The 15,473-nt window shown below is 71.7% G+C and carries 15 protein-coding genes; 6 read left to right on the top strand and 9 right to left on the bottom strand.

The annotated features are described in order from the left end of the window. Positions 1–62 precede the first annotated feature (62 nt). The 3 genes from ABZ714_RS13750 to ABZ714_RS13760 all read right to left on the bottom strand — a co-directional run bounded on the left by ABZ714_RS13750 (position 63) and on the right by ABZ714_RS13760 (position 2,636). The gene (locus ABZ714_RS13750; RefSeq protein WP_358825391.1) at positions 63–842 is read right to left on the bottom strand and encodes an ABC transporter permease; all 780 of its coding nucleotides are present in this window, start codon (positions 840–842) and stop codon (positions 63–65) included. Then, positions 839–1,858 carry an ATP-binding cassette domain-containing protein gene (locus tag ABZ714_RS13755; RefSeq protein ID WP_358825392.1) on the bottom strand — a complete coding sequence of 340 codons (1,020 nt, stop codon included), beginning with the start codon at positions 1,856–1,858 and terminating at the stop codon, positions 839–841. Before ABZ714_RS13755 ends, ABZ714_RS13750 begins: the two co-directional genes overlap by 4 nt. 136 nt (positions 1,859–1,994) lie before the next feature. Continuing rightward, a complete protein-coding gene (locus tag ABZ714_RS13760) occupies positions 1,995–2,636 on the bottom strand; it encodes a PadR family transcriptional regulator (RefSeq protein WP_358825393.1) in 642 nt (213 codons plus the stop codon). 84 nt (positions 2,637–2,720) lie between these two features. Between ABZ714_RS13760 and ABZ714_RS13765 the strand changes: the two genes are divergently transcribed. Both ABZ714_RS13765 and ABZ714_RS13770 read left to right on the top strand, forming a co-directional pair. Beyond that, complete coding sequence (locus ABZ714_RS13765) at positions 2,721–3,437, top strand: VOC family protein (RefSeq protein WP_358825394.1); 717 nt, start codon at positions 2,721–2,723, stop codon at positions 3,435–3,437. Between the two features lie 924 nt (positions 3,438–4,361). Further along, positions 4,362–5,528, top strand: a complete 1,167-nt coding sequence (locus tag ABZ714_RS13770; RefSeq protein ID WP_358825395.1) for a hypothetical protein — start codon at positions 4,362–4,364, stop codon at positions 5,526–5,528. Between the two features lie 27 nt (positions 5,529–5,555). On the opposite strand, the gene ABZ714_RS13775 is transcribed toward ABZ714_RS13770, so the two are convergent. Further along, positions 5,556–6,869: an ABC transporter substrate-binding protein gene (locus ABZ714_RS13775; RefSeq protein WP_358825396.1), complete on the bottom strand. Its 1,314-nt coding sequence runs from the start codon at positions 6,867–6,869 to the stop codon at positions 5,556–5,558. Between the two features lie 190 nt (positions 6,870–7,059). Between ABZ714_RS13775 and ABZ714_RS13780 the strand changes: the two genes are divergently transcribed. Both ABZ714_RS13780 and purU read left to right on the top strand, forming a co-directional pair. Continuing rightward, entirely contained in the window at positions 7,060–7,506 is a 447-nt protein-coding gene (locus ABZ714_RS13780; protein WP_358825451.1) for a hypothetical protein, read from the top strand. A gap of 138 nt (positions 7,507–7,644) precedes the next feature. After that, the gene (gene purU, locus ABZ714_RS13785) at positions 7,645–8,496 is read left to right on the top strand and encodes a formyltetrahydrofolate deformylase (RefSeq protein WP_358825397.1); all 852 of its coding nucleotides are present in this window, start codon (positions 7,645–7,647) and stop codon (positions 8,494–8,496) included. An 82-nt stretch (positions 8,497–8,578) separates the two neighbouring features. Here purU and ABZ714_RS13790 read toward each other — a convergent pair whose 3' ends face one another. Together ABZ714_RS13790 and ABZ714_RS13795 are read right to left on the bottom strand one after the other, a co-directional pair. Then, the gene (locus ABZ714_RS13790; protein ID WP_358825398.1) at positions 8,579–9,925 is read right to left on the bottom strand and encodes a maleylpyruvate isomerase N-terminal domain-containing protein; all 1,347 of its coding nucleotides are present in this window, start codon (positions 9,923–9,925) and stop codon (positions 8,579–8,581) included. Then, positions 9,922–10,506: a sigma-70 family RNA polymerase sigma factor gene (locus ABZ714_RS13795; protein WP_358825399.1), complete on the bottom strand. Its 585-nt coding sequence runs from the start codon at positions 10,504–10,506 to the stop codon at positions 9,922–9,924. Before ABZ714_RS13795 ends, ABZ714_RS13790 begins: the two co-directional genes overlap by 4 nt. Positions 10,507–10,914: 408 nt before the next feature. Here ABZ714_RS13795 and ABZ714_RS13800 point away from each other — a divergent pair, with 408 nt between their 5' ends. Further along, positions 10,915–11,430 (top strand): EF-hand domain-containing protein, encoded by a 516-nt coding sequence (locus ABZ714_RS13800; RefSeq protein ID WP_358825400.1) that lies wholly within the window; start codon positions 10,915–10,917, stop codon positions 11,428–11,430. 69 nt (positions 11,431–11,499) lie between these two features. On the opposite strand, the gene ABZ714_RS13805 is transcribed toward ABZ714_RS13800, so the two are convergent. Together ABZ714_RS13805 and fxsT are read right to left on the bottom strand one after the other, a co-directional pair. Next, complete coding sequence (locus tag ABZ714_RS13805; RefSeq protein ID WP_358825401.1) at positions 11,500–12,675, bottom strand: epoxide hydrolase family protein; 1,176 nt, start codon at positions 12,673–12,675, stop codon at positions 11,500–11,502. Between the two features lie 30 nt (positions 12,676–12,705). Next, the gene (fxsT, locus tag ABZ714_RS13810; RefSeq protein ID WP_358825402.1) at positions 12,706–14,763 is read right to left on the bottom strand and encodes an FxSxx-COOH system tetratricopeptide repeat protein; all 2,058 of its coding nucleotides are present in this window, start codon (positions 14,761–14,763) and stop codon (positions 12,706–12,708) included. Between the two features lie 229 nt (positions 14,764–14,992). Between fxsT and ABZ714_RS13815 the strand changes: the two genes are divergently transcribed. After that, positions 14,993–15,232 (top strand): hypothetical protein, encoded by a 240-nt coding sequence (locus tag ABZ714_RS13815; protein ID WP_358825403.1) that lies wholly within the window; start codon positions 14,993–14,995, stop codon positions 15,230–15,232. On the opposite strand, the gene ABZ714_RS13820 is transcribed toward ABZ714_RS13815, so the two are convergent. Next, on the bottom strand, positions 15,222–15,422 hold the full coding sequence (locus ABZ714_RS13820; RefSeq protein WP_358825404.1) for a hypothetical protein: 201 nt from the start codon (positions 15,420–15,422) through the stop codon (positions 15,222–15,224). The genes ABZ714_RS13815 and ABZ714_RS13820 overlap by 11 nt on opposite strands. Positions 15,423–15,473: the final 51 nt, after the last annotated feature.

The raw sequence follows: 15,473 nt of genomic DNA on the forward strand, positions 1-15,473 counted from the left end.
CCAGCCGTCCCGTATCCGCGCAGGTGGGACCCCGTGTCACCGGGGCCGCCGGAGGCCCGGGGTCAGCCGCTCAGCCCACGGAAGCGGTTCACCGCGAGCGGGAAGAAGACCGCCAGCAGGACCAGCGGCCACCCCACGGCGAGCAGTGCCGCGTGGTCCGCCGCCCAGGAGCCGCCGGTGTCGAGACCGGCCAGGTCGCGGGCGGCCGTCGCCGTCGCGGAGAGCGGGTTCCATTCCACGGCCGCGCCGAGCCAGTCCGGCATCTCCGTCGGGATCGCGAAGGCGGTGGAGAGAAAGGCGACCGGCCAGATCAGGATCTGGACCGCCGTCACCAGCTCGGTCCGCCCGGCGACCATCGCCAGGTAGATGCCGATCCAGAGCATCGAGAACCGCAGCAGCAGAAGCAGCCCGGCTGCCGCCGCGAACCCGGCCGCGCCGCCGTCCCAGCGCCAGCCGAGGGCGAGGCCGGTCCCCGTCATCACCAGCAGGGAGACGGCGGACTCCAGCAGGTCGGCGGCGCTCCGGCCGACGAGTACGGCGGAGTCGGCCATCGGCAGCGAGCGGAACCGGTCGATCACGCCCTTGTTGAGGTCCTGGGTGACCGCCGTCATCGTCGATTCCAGGCCGAACGCCATGGTCAGGGCCAGCATTCCGGGCATCAGATAGCTCAGATAGTCGCCCTCGATCCCCCGGCCGCCGCCGAGGAGATAGCCGAACATCAGCAGCAGCATCACCGGGAAGGCGATCGCGATCACGACCTTCCACGGCATCCGCGCCCAGTGGGCGAGTTCGCGGCGGGTCATCGTCCAGGCGTCGGAGAGGAAGAGGGTCGCGGTCGTCATACGGTCTCCTTCACGGTCGGGGAGTCCTGCGAGGTCCGGGGGTCCGTGCCCGGCAAAGTCCGGGTCTCCCGCGCGTCCCGCGCGGGGCCGTCACCGGTCAGATGGAGGAACACCTCGTCGAGGGTGGGGCGGCGGACGGCGATGTCCTCCGCCTCGACCGACGCCTCCCGCAGCGCCCGTACGGTCTCGGTGAGCGCGGCCATCCGGTCCGCGACGGGCGCGCTGAGCAGCCGCCGGTCCGGGTCGATGGCCGCCTCCCCGCCGAACGGCAGCAGGGGCGCGAGCCGGGCCAGGTCGGCGGCGTCGCGGAGCACGATGTCGATCCGGTCGGCGCCCAGGTCGGCCTTGAGCCGGTCGGCGCTGCCCTCGGCGACGACCCGGCCCCGGTCGACCACTGAGATCCGGTCGGCGAGCTGGTCCGCCTCCTCCAGATACTGGGTGGTCAGCAGGACCGTCGTACCGCCGCCGACGAGGGAGCGCACCGCCTCCCAGACCTCCGTACGGCCCCGGGGGTCGAGCCCGGTGGTGGGCTCGTCCAGGAAGAGCACGGCCGGTTCGGTGATCAGCGACGCGGCCAGGTCGAGCCGTCGCCGCATGCCGCCGCTGTACTTCTTCACGGCCCTCGGCCCGGTGTCGGCCAGGTCGAAGCGGGCCAGCAGTTCATCGGCCCTGGCCCGGGCGGAGCGGGCGCCGAGGTGGTGGAGACGGCCGAACATCTCCAGGTTCTGCCAGCCGCCCAACTCCTCGTCCAGCGCCGCGTGCTGGCCCAGCAGGCCGATTCTGCGGCGGACCTCGGCCGGGTCGGTCCGGACGTCGTACCCGGCCACCCTGACCTCGCCCGCGTCCGCCCTGAGCAGGGTGGACATCACCCGGACCGCGGTGGTCTTGCCCGCGCCGTTGGGCCCGAGCACGGCATGGACGGTGCCCTCGGCAACGGCCAGATCGAGACCGTCGAGCGCCGCCTTGGCGCCGTAGACCTTCCGTACGCCGTCGAGTGCGATCACGTGTTCCGGCATGCGCGGCCCCTTCCGAAGCGTGTAGTCAAAATTGACCAGCAGGAGGGAGGAAAGCACAGCCGGAGTGATTGGTCAAACTTGAATAGCATTGCCCGCGGCCACGGGGCGGGGCGCCTGGCGGCCCGGCCCGGCCCGGCTATTCGGCGTCGCCCTTGTGCGGGACGCCGGTCGCGTACGGGTTCTCCTCGCCCTCCAGCAGCACCCCCCGGAACGGCTCCCCCTCGCCCGCGAAGGTGTACGCGCCCTCCTCGATCCGGCGGATCAAATCGAGGGTCCACTCCTTGCCGAAGTCGGCCGAGGAGAGCCAGAGATGCATGATCTCGCCGATATGCCCGAACTGGGCGGGCCCCCGCTCCGGGTCGTAGTACTCGGTCACCGAGGAGCGCCAGCCCTCCATCTGGGCGATCCGCTCCCGCAGCAGAGCGACCACCTCGGCACGCTCCAGCTCGACCATGAAGCCGAGCCCGGCGGAGAGGGAGTCCATCTTCTGGTCCCAGCCGGTCAGCGACTCCCTGAGCAGGGCGAAGAACTCCGTCGAGCCCTCCTCGGTGATCTCGTACTCGACCCTCGGCGGGCCGCCCGCCGTCGACGGCGCCACCTCGTGGGCGATCAGCAGTCCCTGCTTCGCCATCTGCTTGAGCGCGTGGTAGATCGAGCCGGGCTTGGCATTGGACCACTCGTGGGCGCCCCAGTACTCCAGGTCGTTGCGGACCTGATAGCCGTGGGCCCGGCCGTGCTGGCGCACGGAGCCGAGGACGAGCAGCCGGATCGCGGACATGACGGGGCCACCTCTTTCCCGTCCCCCGCCGGACGGGAGACATCAACTTTGACTAGAGTACTCAATTTTGAATACCCTGCCATCATGACCGAGACGACCATCCCGCTCCTCCCGTGTCAAACCACCCTCATGGACGACGTCGTCGCCTTCTACGAAGCCCTGGGCTTCGAGACGACCCTCCGCCAGCGCAGCCCCTACCCCTACGCCGTGGTCGAACGCGGCACCGTCGAGCTGCAGTTCTTCGGCATGAAGGAGTACGACCCGGCCGCCTCGTACTCCGGCTGCTACGTCCTCACCGACGACGTGGAAGAACTCCACACCGCCTTCCGGACAGGCCTGAAATCGGCATACGGCCGGATACCGACCCGGGGGCTGCCCCGGATCGGGCCCCTCAAAGACATGCCCTACGGGGTACGGCAGTTCCTGATGACCGACCCCACCGGGAACAGCATCCGGATCGGACAGCTGACCGGCGCCGAAGACACCGACGGCACGATCGGGCCCGCCCCGAAAGAGACCTTCGAACGGGCGCTGCATCTCGCGATCCTCTTCGCCGACTCCAAAGAAGACCTGCCCGGCGCGGCCCGGATGGTGGACCGCGCACTCGCCCGCGACGACCGGAAACCGACCCCCGTACAACTGCTGCGGCTCCTGATCCTGCGCGGCGACATCGCCCACCGGCAGGGCGACGACGACCTGGCGCGGCGGACGCTGGCGCGGGCGGCCGAGGTGACGCTGTCGCCGGAGGAGCGGGCTTCGGTACGCGACGACTTGTCGCGCCTCGCGGACCTGACGCGGTAGCGCCTCCCGCGGGGGCGCCTCCCGCTGTGGGGTTCCTGGTGCCGGGGGCCCTTCGCGCTCGGGTTGCCTGTGCCAGGCGGGTCGCTTGGCCTCGCGCCCCGGGCGCCTGGTGCCGGGGTTGCCTGTGGCCAGGCGGGGCCGTTCGCGCCTCAGGCGCCGGCGGGGCTGAGGGAGATGTGACCGTTGCTCCAGCGGTATGCGGGCGGTCTTGTGCAGTGTCGGGAGGGTCGGTGGCCTCCGGGCTCACCTCCTCACGGACGGCGGAAGTGAGGGTCTTCTTTAGGAGCCCCGTTTCTTGTCCGCCGTCCTCCCCCAAAGCTGCCTTTGGGGGGACCCCCAGGGGGCGACCCCGCACCCCCCGACCACGCCGACTGGTCATGTCTCCTGGGGCTGGAGCCCGTCCCGGGGAGGGGAACGGTGCCGCCTGGGGTTGGTGGTCCACCCGCTGGCCGGTGGCTGGCTGGTCGCGCAGTTCCCCGCGCCCCTGACGGGGCCCGTCCTCCTTTACGAGGTCGGCGAGGGGGAGGTGGTTAGGGGCGCGGGGAACTGCGCGAACGGCCCACGACGGCGCGCGGTCGGAACACTTCCTGTGGAGGCACTACCTATCCGGCCCGGAGGGCGCCCCCATCCCGAGGGCGATGAGGAGGGCAACCAGGGGCTCGGGGAACTGCGAGACGAGCCCACGACGGCGCGCGGTCGGAACACCACCGGCGGAGGCACTACTCCCTGCCCGGAGGGCGCCCCCATCCCGAGGGCGATGAGGAGGGCAACCAGGGGCTCGGGGAACTGCGAGACAAGCCCACGACGGCGCGCGGTCGGAACTCCTCCGGGGGCGGCTCTATCCCTGCCCGGAGGGTGCCCCGCGCGGGGGCGCGATAGATTGAGGGGTTTGGAGAGACCCGCGCGGCTTGGACGGAGGTTCCGGTGACGCACAGCGCAGGCGCAGGCGGCGGCGACCGCGGAAACGGGTACGGGCCCGGATCCGGGGCGCAGCCGCCTCGTGAGGGTGACCCCTGGATACCCGATACGCCCGCGACGGGGCAGCCCTGGGGCCCGCCGCCCCCCGGCGCGCACATACCCCTGCCCCCGGAGCAGACGCCGCCCGGCGCGATGGACGCCACCACGTTCCTTCCGCCCGTCCCGACCCGAGGCCACCCGCAGGGCGACGCGGACGCCACCACCGTCCTCCCGCCCGTCCCCGCCCCCGTCCCGGAGGACCCGCCGACCACCAATCTCGGCATCACCGCGCCCCGCCAGGCTCCGCCCGGCCACGCCGATACCCGGCTCATGGCCCCCGTGCCGGGCGAGTTCGACAATCTGTTCCGGCAGGGCGAGCGCCCGGAGCGCGCGGAGGAGCGGGAGGCGCGGCGTAAGACGTCGCAGTACGCGGTGATGGGCGCCGTGATCGTCGGCTGTGCCGTACTCGGTCTGGGCCTGAGCGCCGCGATCTACGGCGGTGACGGCGACGGGGACGACAAGCCGTCGTCGCCGGTGGCCGCAGATTCCGCGAGCGGCGCGCCGGAGCGGTCGAAGGAGCCCGCGGCCTCCCCGTCCCCGAAGGAGTCCCCGTCGCCGTCCGCGTCGGCGGATCCGGACGAGGACGAGGAGGACGACGCCGAGAAGAAGAACCATCCGGCCTACCCGCAGGCCGAGGCGTTGGACAGGCTTCTCGCGGACAGCAACAGCAGCCGTGCCGCCGTGGTGCGTTCCGTGGCGAATATCCGGAAGTGTACGAATCTGGATCAGGCCGCGTCGGATCTGCGTTCCGCCGCCGAGCAGCGCCGGACGATGGTGGCCCGGTTGCAGTCCCTGCCGGTGGACAAGCTGCCGCGGAACGGGGAGTTGACGGCGTCGCTGATCCGGGCGTGGAATTCGTCGGCCGCCGCGGACGACCACTACGCGGCCTGGGCCGAGCAGGTCAAGAACGGCAAGAAGGGCTGCCAGGACGGCCGGGCCCGGTCCACGAAGCGTGCCGTGGAGGGCAATCGGGCGAGTGGTGACGCGACGGCGGCGAAGCGGCAGGCGTCGGGGATGTGGAACGCGATCGCGAAGGACTTCGATCTGACGTCGCGCCGCGCCGAGCAGCTCTGAGAACCCCCGGCGGTCCCCGGAGACGCGTCAGCGGGGTGTGTACGCCAGCACCTCCGAGACCCGCGCGGACGCCCGCTGCTGGGAGGTCAGTCTGCCGTCCCGTACGACGTGGAAGGTGACCGAGCTGTTGACGGCCCTGGGGTAGCCGGGGATGCCTTCCTGGTCGCCGTATTTCCAGCGGAGTGTGGGGGTGAGTCCCCCGGTGGAGACCGCGAGGCCGCCGTCCAGGGCCCGGATCAGCTTGCGGGACGTGATCTCGTCGGAGTCGACGGCGCGGATCGCGGAGTTCAGTACGGAGAATGCGATCCAGGTGGTCTGGACGCCCGAGTCCGTGGGGTCGATCCGGTTGTCGCCGAAGGCGTGCTCGCCGACGACCTCTTTCATGAGGTTCCACCGGCTGTCGTCGCTGCCGGGGTACCAGCCGGTGACGAACGCGCCTTCGTACGGGCCGTCCCGGCCGCCGGTGCGGTTGATCAGGGACTGGCCGACGCTGCCGGTGACCGAGGAGAACCTGATCTCGCGTCCGTCGTCGGGGAGTCGGCGGTAGGAGTCGACGAAGGTCTCGGTGCGTTCCCCGAGTGCGGCGGTGACACAGCCGGGCCGGTCGCCGTTCCCGGCCCGGGTGCCGATTCCGGTACGGGTCTCGGCGCCGACGGCCGCCCGTGCCTTCCGGGCCTCGCGGGTGTAGTCGGAGGCGTTGTCCGGCGCGAGGACGTCGGCGGGGGCGTCGTGGTCGCCGTGGGCGAGCCCCGCGCCGAGGAGCCGGGGGAGCCGGTCGCCCGCGGCGGAGTCGGGGCGGACGATGGCGACCTCGCGGCAGGCTTCGGCGAGCTGGAGGCCCTGTCCGGCGAGGAGCGCCGCCTGGCCGCCGTTGACGGGGTAGGAGACGTAGGAGGTGAACTCCTCCTCGGCGAGGCCGTAGCCGCCGATGAAGGGGATCGCGGCGGCTTCCAGGGGGGCCATGAAGGCGCCGCCGTGCTGGCTGTACGAGCCGACGACGGCGTCGACGCCCTCGTCGACGGCCCGGCGGGCGCATTCGGACGCTCCGGCGGGCGTATTGCCCTCGTTGCAGGTGATCACGCGGAGCCGGTGGCCGTCGATGCCGCCGGTGGCGTTGGCCCAGCGTTCGTACGCCTTCGCCATCGCGGGCATACCGGGCATGTTGGTCGCGTCGGTGTTCTCGGGGGCGAAGGTCATCACGGTGACCGGTTCGGGGGAGCCGCCGCCGATGCCGGGGAGCCGCCCGCAGCCGGTGACGAGCAGGGCGCCCACGACGGCCGTGATCACCGCCGAGCCGGTACGCGCGCCGCCCGGACGGGGATGTCGCCTGGTATCCGTCATGGGCCGTCACGTTTCCGCCACCGAGGTAACGGCGGTGTGTGTGGTGTCGGCCACGAGATGGCGGGCCGGTGAACTCCGCGGATCGCCCCCGCCGGGGCCCCGGGCGGCCCGATCGTCCGGTGAACGTACGATCGGAGGTGTGCAGCCCGCCCCGAATCCCCCTTCCCGTCGCACCCGTCGCTCCTCCACCATGGGCGGTATGCCGCTCAATGACATGCCCTGGTGGCGTTGGCGCAGCAACGTGCGCTCGGCGCTGCACATGCTCTCCGACCCCGCCTTCCACCAGGACACCTGGCTCGCGGGGAGGGAGGGCTTCGGCGATGTGACCGATGCCGTCTACCGGCTGGTCGAGGACACCTGGCTCGACAACTGGTCCGCCGAGAAGTACGTCGGGACGATATTCCGGGACGCCGCGGAGGCGTCGGCGGTGGATCTCGCGGTCCTGCGGGTGCTGCGGATCATGCATCAGGTCGGCCCGGACGCCCCGGTCTCCGCCTATCTGGAGCACCCCGGCTGGCCGGAGGCGGTCTACGCGGCGCGTGAGGCGCACGTACGGCTGGCGTCGAACGACGGGGAGGACCCGGACACGCCCCCGAAGTCGCTGGACGTCCTGAGGATCATGACCCGGGCCGCGTAACGGACCGGGTGGGCGCCCGGCGGGGCCTGCGGGACGGCTGTGACCTGCGTTACGGCCCTGCCGCCCGACGCCCGCCCGGCCCGTCCGGTCAGCGGACGATCACCCCTCGCGCGACCCGTGATATGGCACCCTACGAGGATGACCGAACAGTACGTCCTGACGCTCTCCTGCCCGGACAAGCAGGGCATCGTGCACGCCGTGTCGAGTTATCTCTTCATCACCGGCTGCAATATCGAGGACAGCCGGCAGTTCGGCGACCAGGACACGGGTCTCTTCTTCATGCGCGTCCAGTTCTCCGCCGAGGAGCCGGTGACCGTGGAGAAGCTGCGGGCCGGCTTCGCCGCCGTCGGCGACGCCTTCCAGATGGACTGGCAGATCCACGGGGCCTCCGAGCCCATGCGGATCGTCCTCATGGTCAGCAAGTTCGGTCACTGCCTCAACGATCTGCTCTTCCGGTCGAGGATCGGCGCCCTGCCGGTGGAGATCGTCGCCGTGGTCTCCAACCACACGGAATTCGCCGAGCTGGTGGGCTCGTACCAGATCCCCTTCCACCACATTCCGGTCACCCGGGACAACAAGGCGGAGGCCGAGGCCGAGCTGCTGGAGCTGGTCCGGCGGGAGGACGTCGACCTGGTGGTCCTGGCCCGCTATATGCAGGTCCTCTCGGACGACCTCTGCAAGCAGCTCAGCGGCCGGATCATCAATATCCACCACTCCTTCCTGCCGAGCTTCAAGGGCGCCAAGCCGTACCACCAGGCGCATGCCCGCGGGGTGAAGCTGATCGGCGCGACCGCGCACTACGTCACCGCCGACCTGGACGAGGGCCCGATCATCGAGCAGGAGGTGGAGCGGGTCGGCCACGAGGTCACCCCGGACCAGCTCGTCGCCATCGGCCGCGATGTGGAGTGCCAGGCGCTGGCGCGTGCGGTCAAGTGGCACGCGGAGCACCGGATCCTGCTCAACGGGCACCGTACGGTCGTCTTCAACTGACGGCGTGCGGATCCGTACGGGGCGTCTACGGCTCCGTGAGCGCCGCCCATCCGCCTCCGTACGCCCCCGGCTCAGAGCATGCTCAGAGCCTGCTCAGCGACGCCGCCGCGAAAAGAACGTCCCGGATCGCCTCCCGGTCGCCGTCCTGACCCGCCGCCGCTTCCTCCGGCGGTACGTGCCCGGCGACCAGCTTGCAGAACTCCGCCGCCTCCAGCACCACCTGCGCCACGGTGAGCTCGGGCGACCCCAGCGCCGCCGGGGAGTCCAGGGCGATGTACCAGTCGCCGCCGCCCGCGCCCTCCACCTCCAGATGGACCGAACGCCCGGGTGAGCCCGCCGTCACCAGCTGGCGGATCGGTCCTGCGAGTCCCGCCCTGCGCCGGTCCGCGAGCGCCGCGGGCAGCAGCCGGGCGGCCAGATCGATCATCCGGTTGAGATGCGCGCCGCGCGGCGGATCGTACGGATACGCCACCGCGCCCGCGATGTCGTCGGCGTGGATCCAGCACTCGAACGCGCGGTCGATCATGGCGTCGCGGAGCGGGAGGGAGAAGTCGCCGTACGAGACGGACAGATCGGCGGAGCCGGGTCCGGCGAAGGAGACCGTACGGAGCAGGACATGGCTCTGGTCGCGCCAGGCCGTGTGGATCCCGCTGCCGGTGGGCCGGGACTCGGCCCGCCAGAACTTCTCGGTCCGCTCCGTCGGCATCCTCGGCGCCTCCCGGCCGACCGGGTCGTCCAGTCCCAGCGCGCCCGCCACCAGGCCGTCGACGCCCATCAGATGTCCGATGACCCGGCTGACGGTGGTGGTCTGCCCGACCGCGCGCCGCCCGTCGAACCAGCGCAGCGGTACCGGCGCGTGCCAGTCCCGTTCGCCTATGTCCCGCAGCAGCGCGTCGAGCCTGGCGGTCTCGGCGTCGTACGGAGCGGCCCAGTCCGGCAGCGGGATCCGGGGCGGGCGGCGGACCAGGCAGTTGTCCAGGACCCGGGTCCGCAGGGACGCGGGCAGGTCGAGATCGCGTTCGGTGTGGAGGAGTTCGACGGCGCCGCGCAGCCGCCGCGCCTCGTCGGCGCAGGAACCGCAGTCGGTGAGATGGGCTTCGACGGCCGCGGTCTCCCCGGCGGAGCAGACGGCCAGGGCCCAGGCGCCGAGCAGGGACCTCAGAACGTCGTGGCCGAGCGCGTCGGCGCCGCCGTCATCGGTGGGCAGGTGGGATGTGTGGGGCATATCGGCCTCGGCCGGGTGGTCGGCTGGCGGAGTGCCGTACGCGCGGTACGGGTACGGCTCCGGGCTGTCTCTCGGTCGGGGCACCGCCGTCTCGTCGGGTGCCCTGCGGCGGCCGGGCGTCTCCCCGGGCCGCCTGGGCCCGGGTATCCGCGGTGCCCCCAGTACCTCCTCGGGTTCGTCGTCGCTCTCCGCCGCCCCGGTCACAGCGAGCGTCCGTGCCCGGGGGGCGAGCCGCCGCCGTCCGCCGGGCGGGTGTGGGCGGTCGACAGCAGTTGCAGTCCGAGCCGGAGCCTGCGCCGGGCCTCGTCCTCGGTCACCCCGAGGTCGGCGGCGGTCTGACGGTAGTTCCGCCGCTCGAAGTAGGCCAGCTCCAGGGCCTGCCGGAGCGGGGCGGGCATCGAGGTGCGTATGTAGTCGGCCCTGGCCTCCGCCGACGCCCGGCGGACCCGCGCCTCCAACTCCTCCGTCGTCCCGGCCGCGCCCCGGGCCAGGGCGGCGGCCCCGGTCCTGCGCAGCCGCTCGACGGCGATCCGGTTGGTCACCCGGGCGACCCAGGAGCGCATCGAGCCCTGCCGGGGATCGAAGTCGCCGGGGTTCTCCCAGAGGTAGCCGAAGACGTCCCGGGTGGTCCGGTCGGCGGCCTCGTCGTCGGCGAGCACCCGGTGGGCCAGGCTGTGGACGAGGGTGGCGAACCTGTCGTACAGCTCACCCAGTGCCGCGGCCTCGCCGCGCGTGAGCCGCTGCTGCATTCTGCGGTCCCAGCGCGGCTGAGTCTCCTTCGCCATCGGTCCCGGCCCCCCACCTGTCCCGTTTCGTGTCCCGTACGGACTGTGTCGCTGTCGCTGTCGCTGTCGTGCCGTCGGCCGGATCCGTCGAGCCGTACCGGTCCCGCGGCTCAAAGCGGTGGCATCCGACCGGTCCGGCGGGTCGGTTCCGTCCGCGGTCGTACCCCTACCCCCGTGAGCCTCCACGAATGTAATGCGCGCACCGGCCAACGCACGCCCCTTTGCGCCAAGTGCGCCCCTGGAGGGGGGTTGAGGTGGTAATGGGGCCCTCCGCCGGGGCCTGTTTCCGCACCCCGGGGCGGCGCGATCCGTTCACCGGCCCGTCACCGGGGGTTCGTTTTCCGCCCGCGCGGGGTCAATTAGCGGGTAGTTGCACGCGTCAGCCTCCCGGGGCCTTACGCTCCCGGCATGGACAGCGCAGAGTACGAGCGCAAGATCGCGTCTCGATTCGCCGCATTCGATCAGGACGGCAACGGCTACATCGACCGTGAGGACTTCAGCGGTGCGGCGGCGCGGCTGCTCGCCGAGTTCTCCACCACTCCCCGCTGCGACAAGGGCCAGGCCCTCTACATCGGCGCGGAGGCGTTCTGGCAGGGCATGGCCGGGATCGCCGATGTCGACGGCGATCAGCGGGTCAGCCGTCAGGAGTTCGTGACGGGCGCGGTGAAGCGGCTGCGGGACAACCCGGAGCGCTTCGCCGAGATCGCCCGCCCCTTCCTGCACGCGGTGATCGCGGTCGCCGATCCCGACGGGGACGGCATCACCCCGAAGGCGGCGGAGCGGGTCATGAAGGTCCTGGGCGTGCCGCCCGAGACGGCTTCGGCGGCGGCCCACGCCCTGGACACCGACGGCGACGGCCGGATCGACGAGGACGAGGCCCTGAAGGCACTCGCCGCGTACTACGTCACGCCCGAGCATCCGTAGGCCGGGTGACCGGCCGGCCCCGGAGCCGTAGCGGTACGGCTCCGGGAACCACCCCGTTCCCGCCCGGTCTCACCCCCGGTCCTGCACCTGGTACGCGGAGAAGAAGTCCCGGATGTCCGCCAGCAGCAGGTCCGGCGCCTCCATCGCGGCGAAGTGCCCGCCCCGGTCGTGGTCGTTCCAGCGGACCACGTTGTTGATCCGCTCCTCGTCCCGGCGCAGCGCGATGTCCTGGACGGTGAAGAGGGAGACGGCGAGCGGTACGTCCGACGCCTGCTCCTCGCCCCAGGCCCGCGCCTCCTCGAAGTAGAGGGCGGCGGACGAACCGGCGGTACCGGTCAGCCAGTAGAGCGTGACATGGGTGAGGATCATGTCCCGGTCGATGGCCTCGTGCGGAAGTTCCTTCGCCAGATCGGTCATGTCGCGGAACTTGTCGACCATCCACGCGAGCTGCCCCACGGGCGAGTCGGTGAGCCCGTACGCCAGTGTCTGCGGCCGGGTCGACTGGATGGCGAGATACCCGCCCGCCTCGTTCATGAAGGTGTTCATCCGCCGCACCCGGGCCCGCTCCCGGTCGGTCAGGGTCGGATCGTCCTCGGCCGCGCTCGGATAGGTCGTCCCCCCGTTGACGTGCACCCCGACCACCCGCTCCGGCTCGGCCAGCGCCAGGGCCCGGGAGATCCCGCTGCCGAAGTCGCCGCCCTGCGCGCCGTACCGCTCGTACCCCAGCCGCCGCATCAGTTCGGCCCAGGCGGCGGCGATCCGCCCACTCGACCAGCCGGCCTCGGCCACCGGCCCGGAGAACCCGAACCCGGGGATCGACGGAATCACCAGATGGAAATCGCGCGCCAGCGGCTCGATCAGCTCCACGAACTCCACCACCGACCCGGGCCACCCGTGCGTCAGCACCAGCGGCAGCGCGTCCGCCCGCCCGGACCGGATGTGCAGGAAGTGGATGTCCAGCCCGTCGATCTCGGTGACGAACTGGGGATACGCGTTGAGCCTGGCCTCCCAGGCCCGCCAGTCGTAGCCGTCGGCCCAGTACTCCGCCAACTCCCGCAGATACCCCACGGGCACCCCCCGCTCCCACCCCTGCCCGCCGACCTCGACCGGCCACCGCGCACTCCGCAGCCGCGCCCGCAGATCATCCAACTCGGCCTGCGGGACAGCGATCCGGAAGGGTCGTACGAGGTCGGGGGCCGGGGCGGGGTCGGTGGGGTTGGTGGTGTTGTTCGTGTCCGTGTTCATGGCATCACCGTAGAAGCCATTGCGGACGGATCACGTCCTATATGTCTCGCGGGCGCGGGCGAGGAGGTCGCGGGCGAGTTCGGTGAAGTGGTGGCCAGGCCCGAAAAGTCGTACGCGATCGGCGAGGACGCGTTCATGGAGTGCGATCGCCGCGTCCGGGTCCCCGGCGAGCTGGAGGGCGTACGCCAGATTGCTCCGGGCCGTCACGGTCTCGGCGTGATCGGGGCCGTACACCCGCTGACAGGCGGCGACGGTCTCCTCGTGCAGGGGTACGGCCTGCTCCGGCTCCCCGAGTTCGCGATGGGCGGCGGCCAGATTGGCGCGGGCGTTGATGGTGTGCGGATGGTCCGGGCCGTGGAGGCGGCCCAGGTCGGAGAGGTTCCGCCGGTGCAGGTCCCGGGCCCGGGCGGGCTCTCCGCGCAGCGCGTGGAGGTACGCCAGATTCGCGCGGGCGACCAGGGTGTCCGCGTGCTGTGGCCCGAGGACCCGTTCGCAGTCGGCGAGCAGCAGTTCGTGCAGGGGCCCGGCGGTCTCCAGCTCCCCGGCGAGCCGGTGCGCGCTGGCGAGGAGGCTGCGGGCGGTGAGGGTGTCGGGGTGGTCGGCGCCGTTGATCCGGGTGTGGATGTCGACCGCGCGGTGGGCGTATCGTGCCGCCGCCGTGCCCGCGCCGTCGCCCTGGAGGAACAGGGACGCGGCCAGCAGCAGACCGGCAGTGTGGATGTCCTCCTCGCAGCGGGCCGGGTCGGCGAAGGCTACGACGTGCGGCAGCAGTTCACGCCAGCGCGGCCAGCCGGACACATTGGTCAACGGGCTCTCCGGCAACGCCCCCACCAGCAGCTCGACGGCGTGCAGCCGGGCGGCGGCGACGGCCTCGGGGGTGCGGAGGGGATCATCGGGGTCGGCGGTACGCGCCACGGCCTGGACGAGCCCGTGGACCGTCACCGTCTCCCGAGTGAGAGTGATCATGCTGTAGCCGTGGAGCGCGGCCAGCGCGTCGTCCACGGCCAGGGGGTCGTCGGCCAGTTCGGGCGGCAGATGCCGGAGCACGTCGCGCGGCAGCGGATCGGGGGCGAGCCAGGCGAGCAGCCGCAGCAGATCGCCGGCCAGCGGCTGCCGTTCCGTGATCGTCCGGAGTGATACGCGCCAGATCCGGTCGATGGTCCGCCGGTTGTCGGCGTCGTCGGCCATTTCCGCACCTCCCGCCGATACCGCCGAGGACATGGCGTACATACGTGCCGGATGGCGGCGAAGCCGCTCCCGGTAGGCGGCCGGGCCGATGGCGGTGGCCTCCATGTAGGCGGCGGCCTGCTCCAGGGCCAGCGGCAGATGTCCCAGTTCGTCGGCGAGGCGCCGTAGCTCTTCCGCCTCGTCGGCTCCGTTGTCGGGGTCGTACGGCTCGACGGCGTGTGCGAGGAACTCCGCCGAGGCGTCCGGCGGCAACGGGTTCAGCGCCAGGGGTTCGGCCAGCCGCCGCCAGCCGGTGGCGCGACGGCTGGTGATCACACAGCGCCCGGTCGCCAGCCCCAGCATGGCGGCGAGATCACGCGGCGCCCCGGCGTCGTCGAGCACGAGCAGCCAGTCGTCATGCGCCCGCAGCCAGTCGAGCGCCCACGCGGCGCGTTCCGTACCGGTGGTCGCGGAGAGGAAGTGCTGCGGGGCGAGCCGCGTCGCGAGGTCGGCCAGCGCGTGGGTGACGCTGGTGGGGGAGTCGGCCGTGACCCACCACACCGGGTTGTAGTGGTGCCGCTGCCGGTGGGCGGCCTCCAGCGCGAGGGCGCTTTTGCCGATTCCCCCGAGGCCGCATACGACCAGGGGTAATCCCGGTTCGGCTCGCCCGAGGGCGGATTCCAAGCGCATCAGGGGTTCTGTACGGCCGACGAAGTACGGATCCGCGGGTCCGGGCAGATTGTTGGTCCCCGGGGGCGCAGCAACATCGGCGGGAGGTCGGAGGGTATGGGCGGCAAACTGGGCAGTCCGCGCGTCGATTGTGGCGTAGGTGCCCGTGGACACGATGCCGGTATTGGCGCCGACAGCCGCCGCCCGGTGTCCTGACGTCTCGAACCGGGGCGTCTGATTCGCTCTGTGCATTGCGGCCGTTGCGTGGGCAGTCAAGGCAGCGGTGATGTGCGACGCCAGGTTGTCGGCCTCGTTCAAACCGTCCACAGTACTCCTCTTCATGTTCCCTATGACTGATTAAGCCGCAGCTCTCCCACGGTCTGCTGAACCGAGAGCGGGGATCCCAACAGGCGGATCAAGCGCTGCCAACCTCCACGTGATGGGCAGTTACACAGTGACAGTCGGCCAAATAAGGACAGCAGTGCTGTCTTTCGCAGGTGCGCAGGCTGTGGTGATGGAGGGTGTGACCGGGCTGGTGGCACTCGACCCGGAGGCCGCTTCCCAAGGCGCCCTGATGGCCAACCGGGCGTTCGCGGCGGGGACGGTCGCGCAGGTGCTCAAGCGCCATGGCGTCTGGCGGACGGTCGTCACCGCCGGGGGCGAGCAGATCGAGATCTCGATCGCCAAGCGCTCGTGGTGGCGACGCGGGGCTACCGGCTGACGTCTTCGTCGGGGGTGGGTCCGGCGGTGTGGCGGAGTACGCAGTGGGGGCAGGCGTAGAGCACGGTGGCCGGGCCGGTGGTGGGGTCTATGACGCCGACTTCGACGGGTGCGCAGGTTCGTTGGCCGCATTGGACGCAGGTGGCGTCGGGGGGTTCGGGGGCCTGGGCGAGCAGGGCGTCGCGGGTCATGGCGGGGTTCTCCACGGTTCCCCCGGCGGGCGGTCGGCGGGTCCGCCGGGG

This window comes from Streptomyces sp. NPDC006798 (genome assembly GCF_040635975.1).
In the GTDB taxonomy this organism is placed as follows: Bacteria; Actinomycetota; Actinomycetes; order Streptomycetales; family Streptomycetaceae; genus Streptomyces.

What these genes read in the sequence shown, in the direction of transcription:
- ABZ714_RS13750 (WP_358825391.1), bottom strand. Translation starts at nt 842, where the DNA reads ATGACGACCGCGACCCTCTTCCTCTCCGACGCCTGGACGATGACCCGC.
- ABZ714_RS13755 (WP_358825392.1), bottom strand. Translation starts at nt 1,858, where the DNA reads ATGCCGGAACACGTGATCGCACTCGACGGCGTACGGAAGGTCTACGGC.
- ABZ714_RS13760 (WP_358825393.1), bottom strand. Translation starts at nt 2,636, where the DNA reads ATGTCCGCGATCCGGCTGCTCGTCCTCGGCTCCGTGCGCCAGCACGGC.
- ABZ714_RS13765 (WP_358825394.1), top strand. Translation starts at nt 2,721, where the DNA reads ATGACCGAGACGACCATCCCGCTCCTCCCGTGTCAAACCACCCTCATG.
- ABZ714_RS13775 (WP_358825396.1), bottom strand. Translation starts at nt 6,869, where the DNA reads ATGACGGATACCAGGCGACATCCCCGTCCGGGCGGCGCGCGTACCGGC.
- ABZ714_RS13780 (WP_358825451.1), top strand. Translation starts at nt 7,060, where the DNA reads ATGGGCGGTATGCCGCTCAATGACATGCCCTGGTGGCGTTGGCGCAGC.
- purU (WP_358825397.1), top strand. Translation starts at nt 7,645, where the DNA reads ATGACCGAACAGTACGTCCTGACGCTCTCCTGCCCGGACAAGCAGGGC.
- ABZ714_RS13795 (WP_358825399.1), bottom strand. Translation starts at nt 10,506, where the DNA reads ATGGCGAAGGAGACTCAGCCGCGCTGGGACCGCAGAATGCAGCAGCGG.
- ABZ714_RS13800 (WP_358825400.1), top strand. Translation starts at nt 10,915, where the DNA reads ATGGACAGCGCAGAGTACGAGCGCAAGATCGCGTCTCGATTCGCCGCA.
- ABZ714_RS13805 (WP_358825401.1), bottom strand. Translation starts at nt 12,675, where the DNA reads ATGAACACGGACACGAACAACACCACCAACCCCACCGACCCCGCCCCG.
- fxsT (WP_358825402.1), bottom strand. Translation starts at nt 14,763, where the DNA reads ATGCACAGAGCGAATCAGACGCCCCGGTTCGAGACGTCAGGACACCGG.
- ABZ714_RS13820 (WP_358825404.1), bottom strand. Translation starts at nt 15,422, where the DNA reads ATGACCCGCGACGCCCTGCTCGCCCAGGCCCCCGAACCCCCCGACGCC.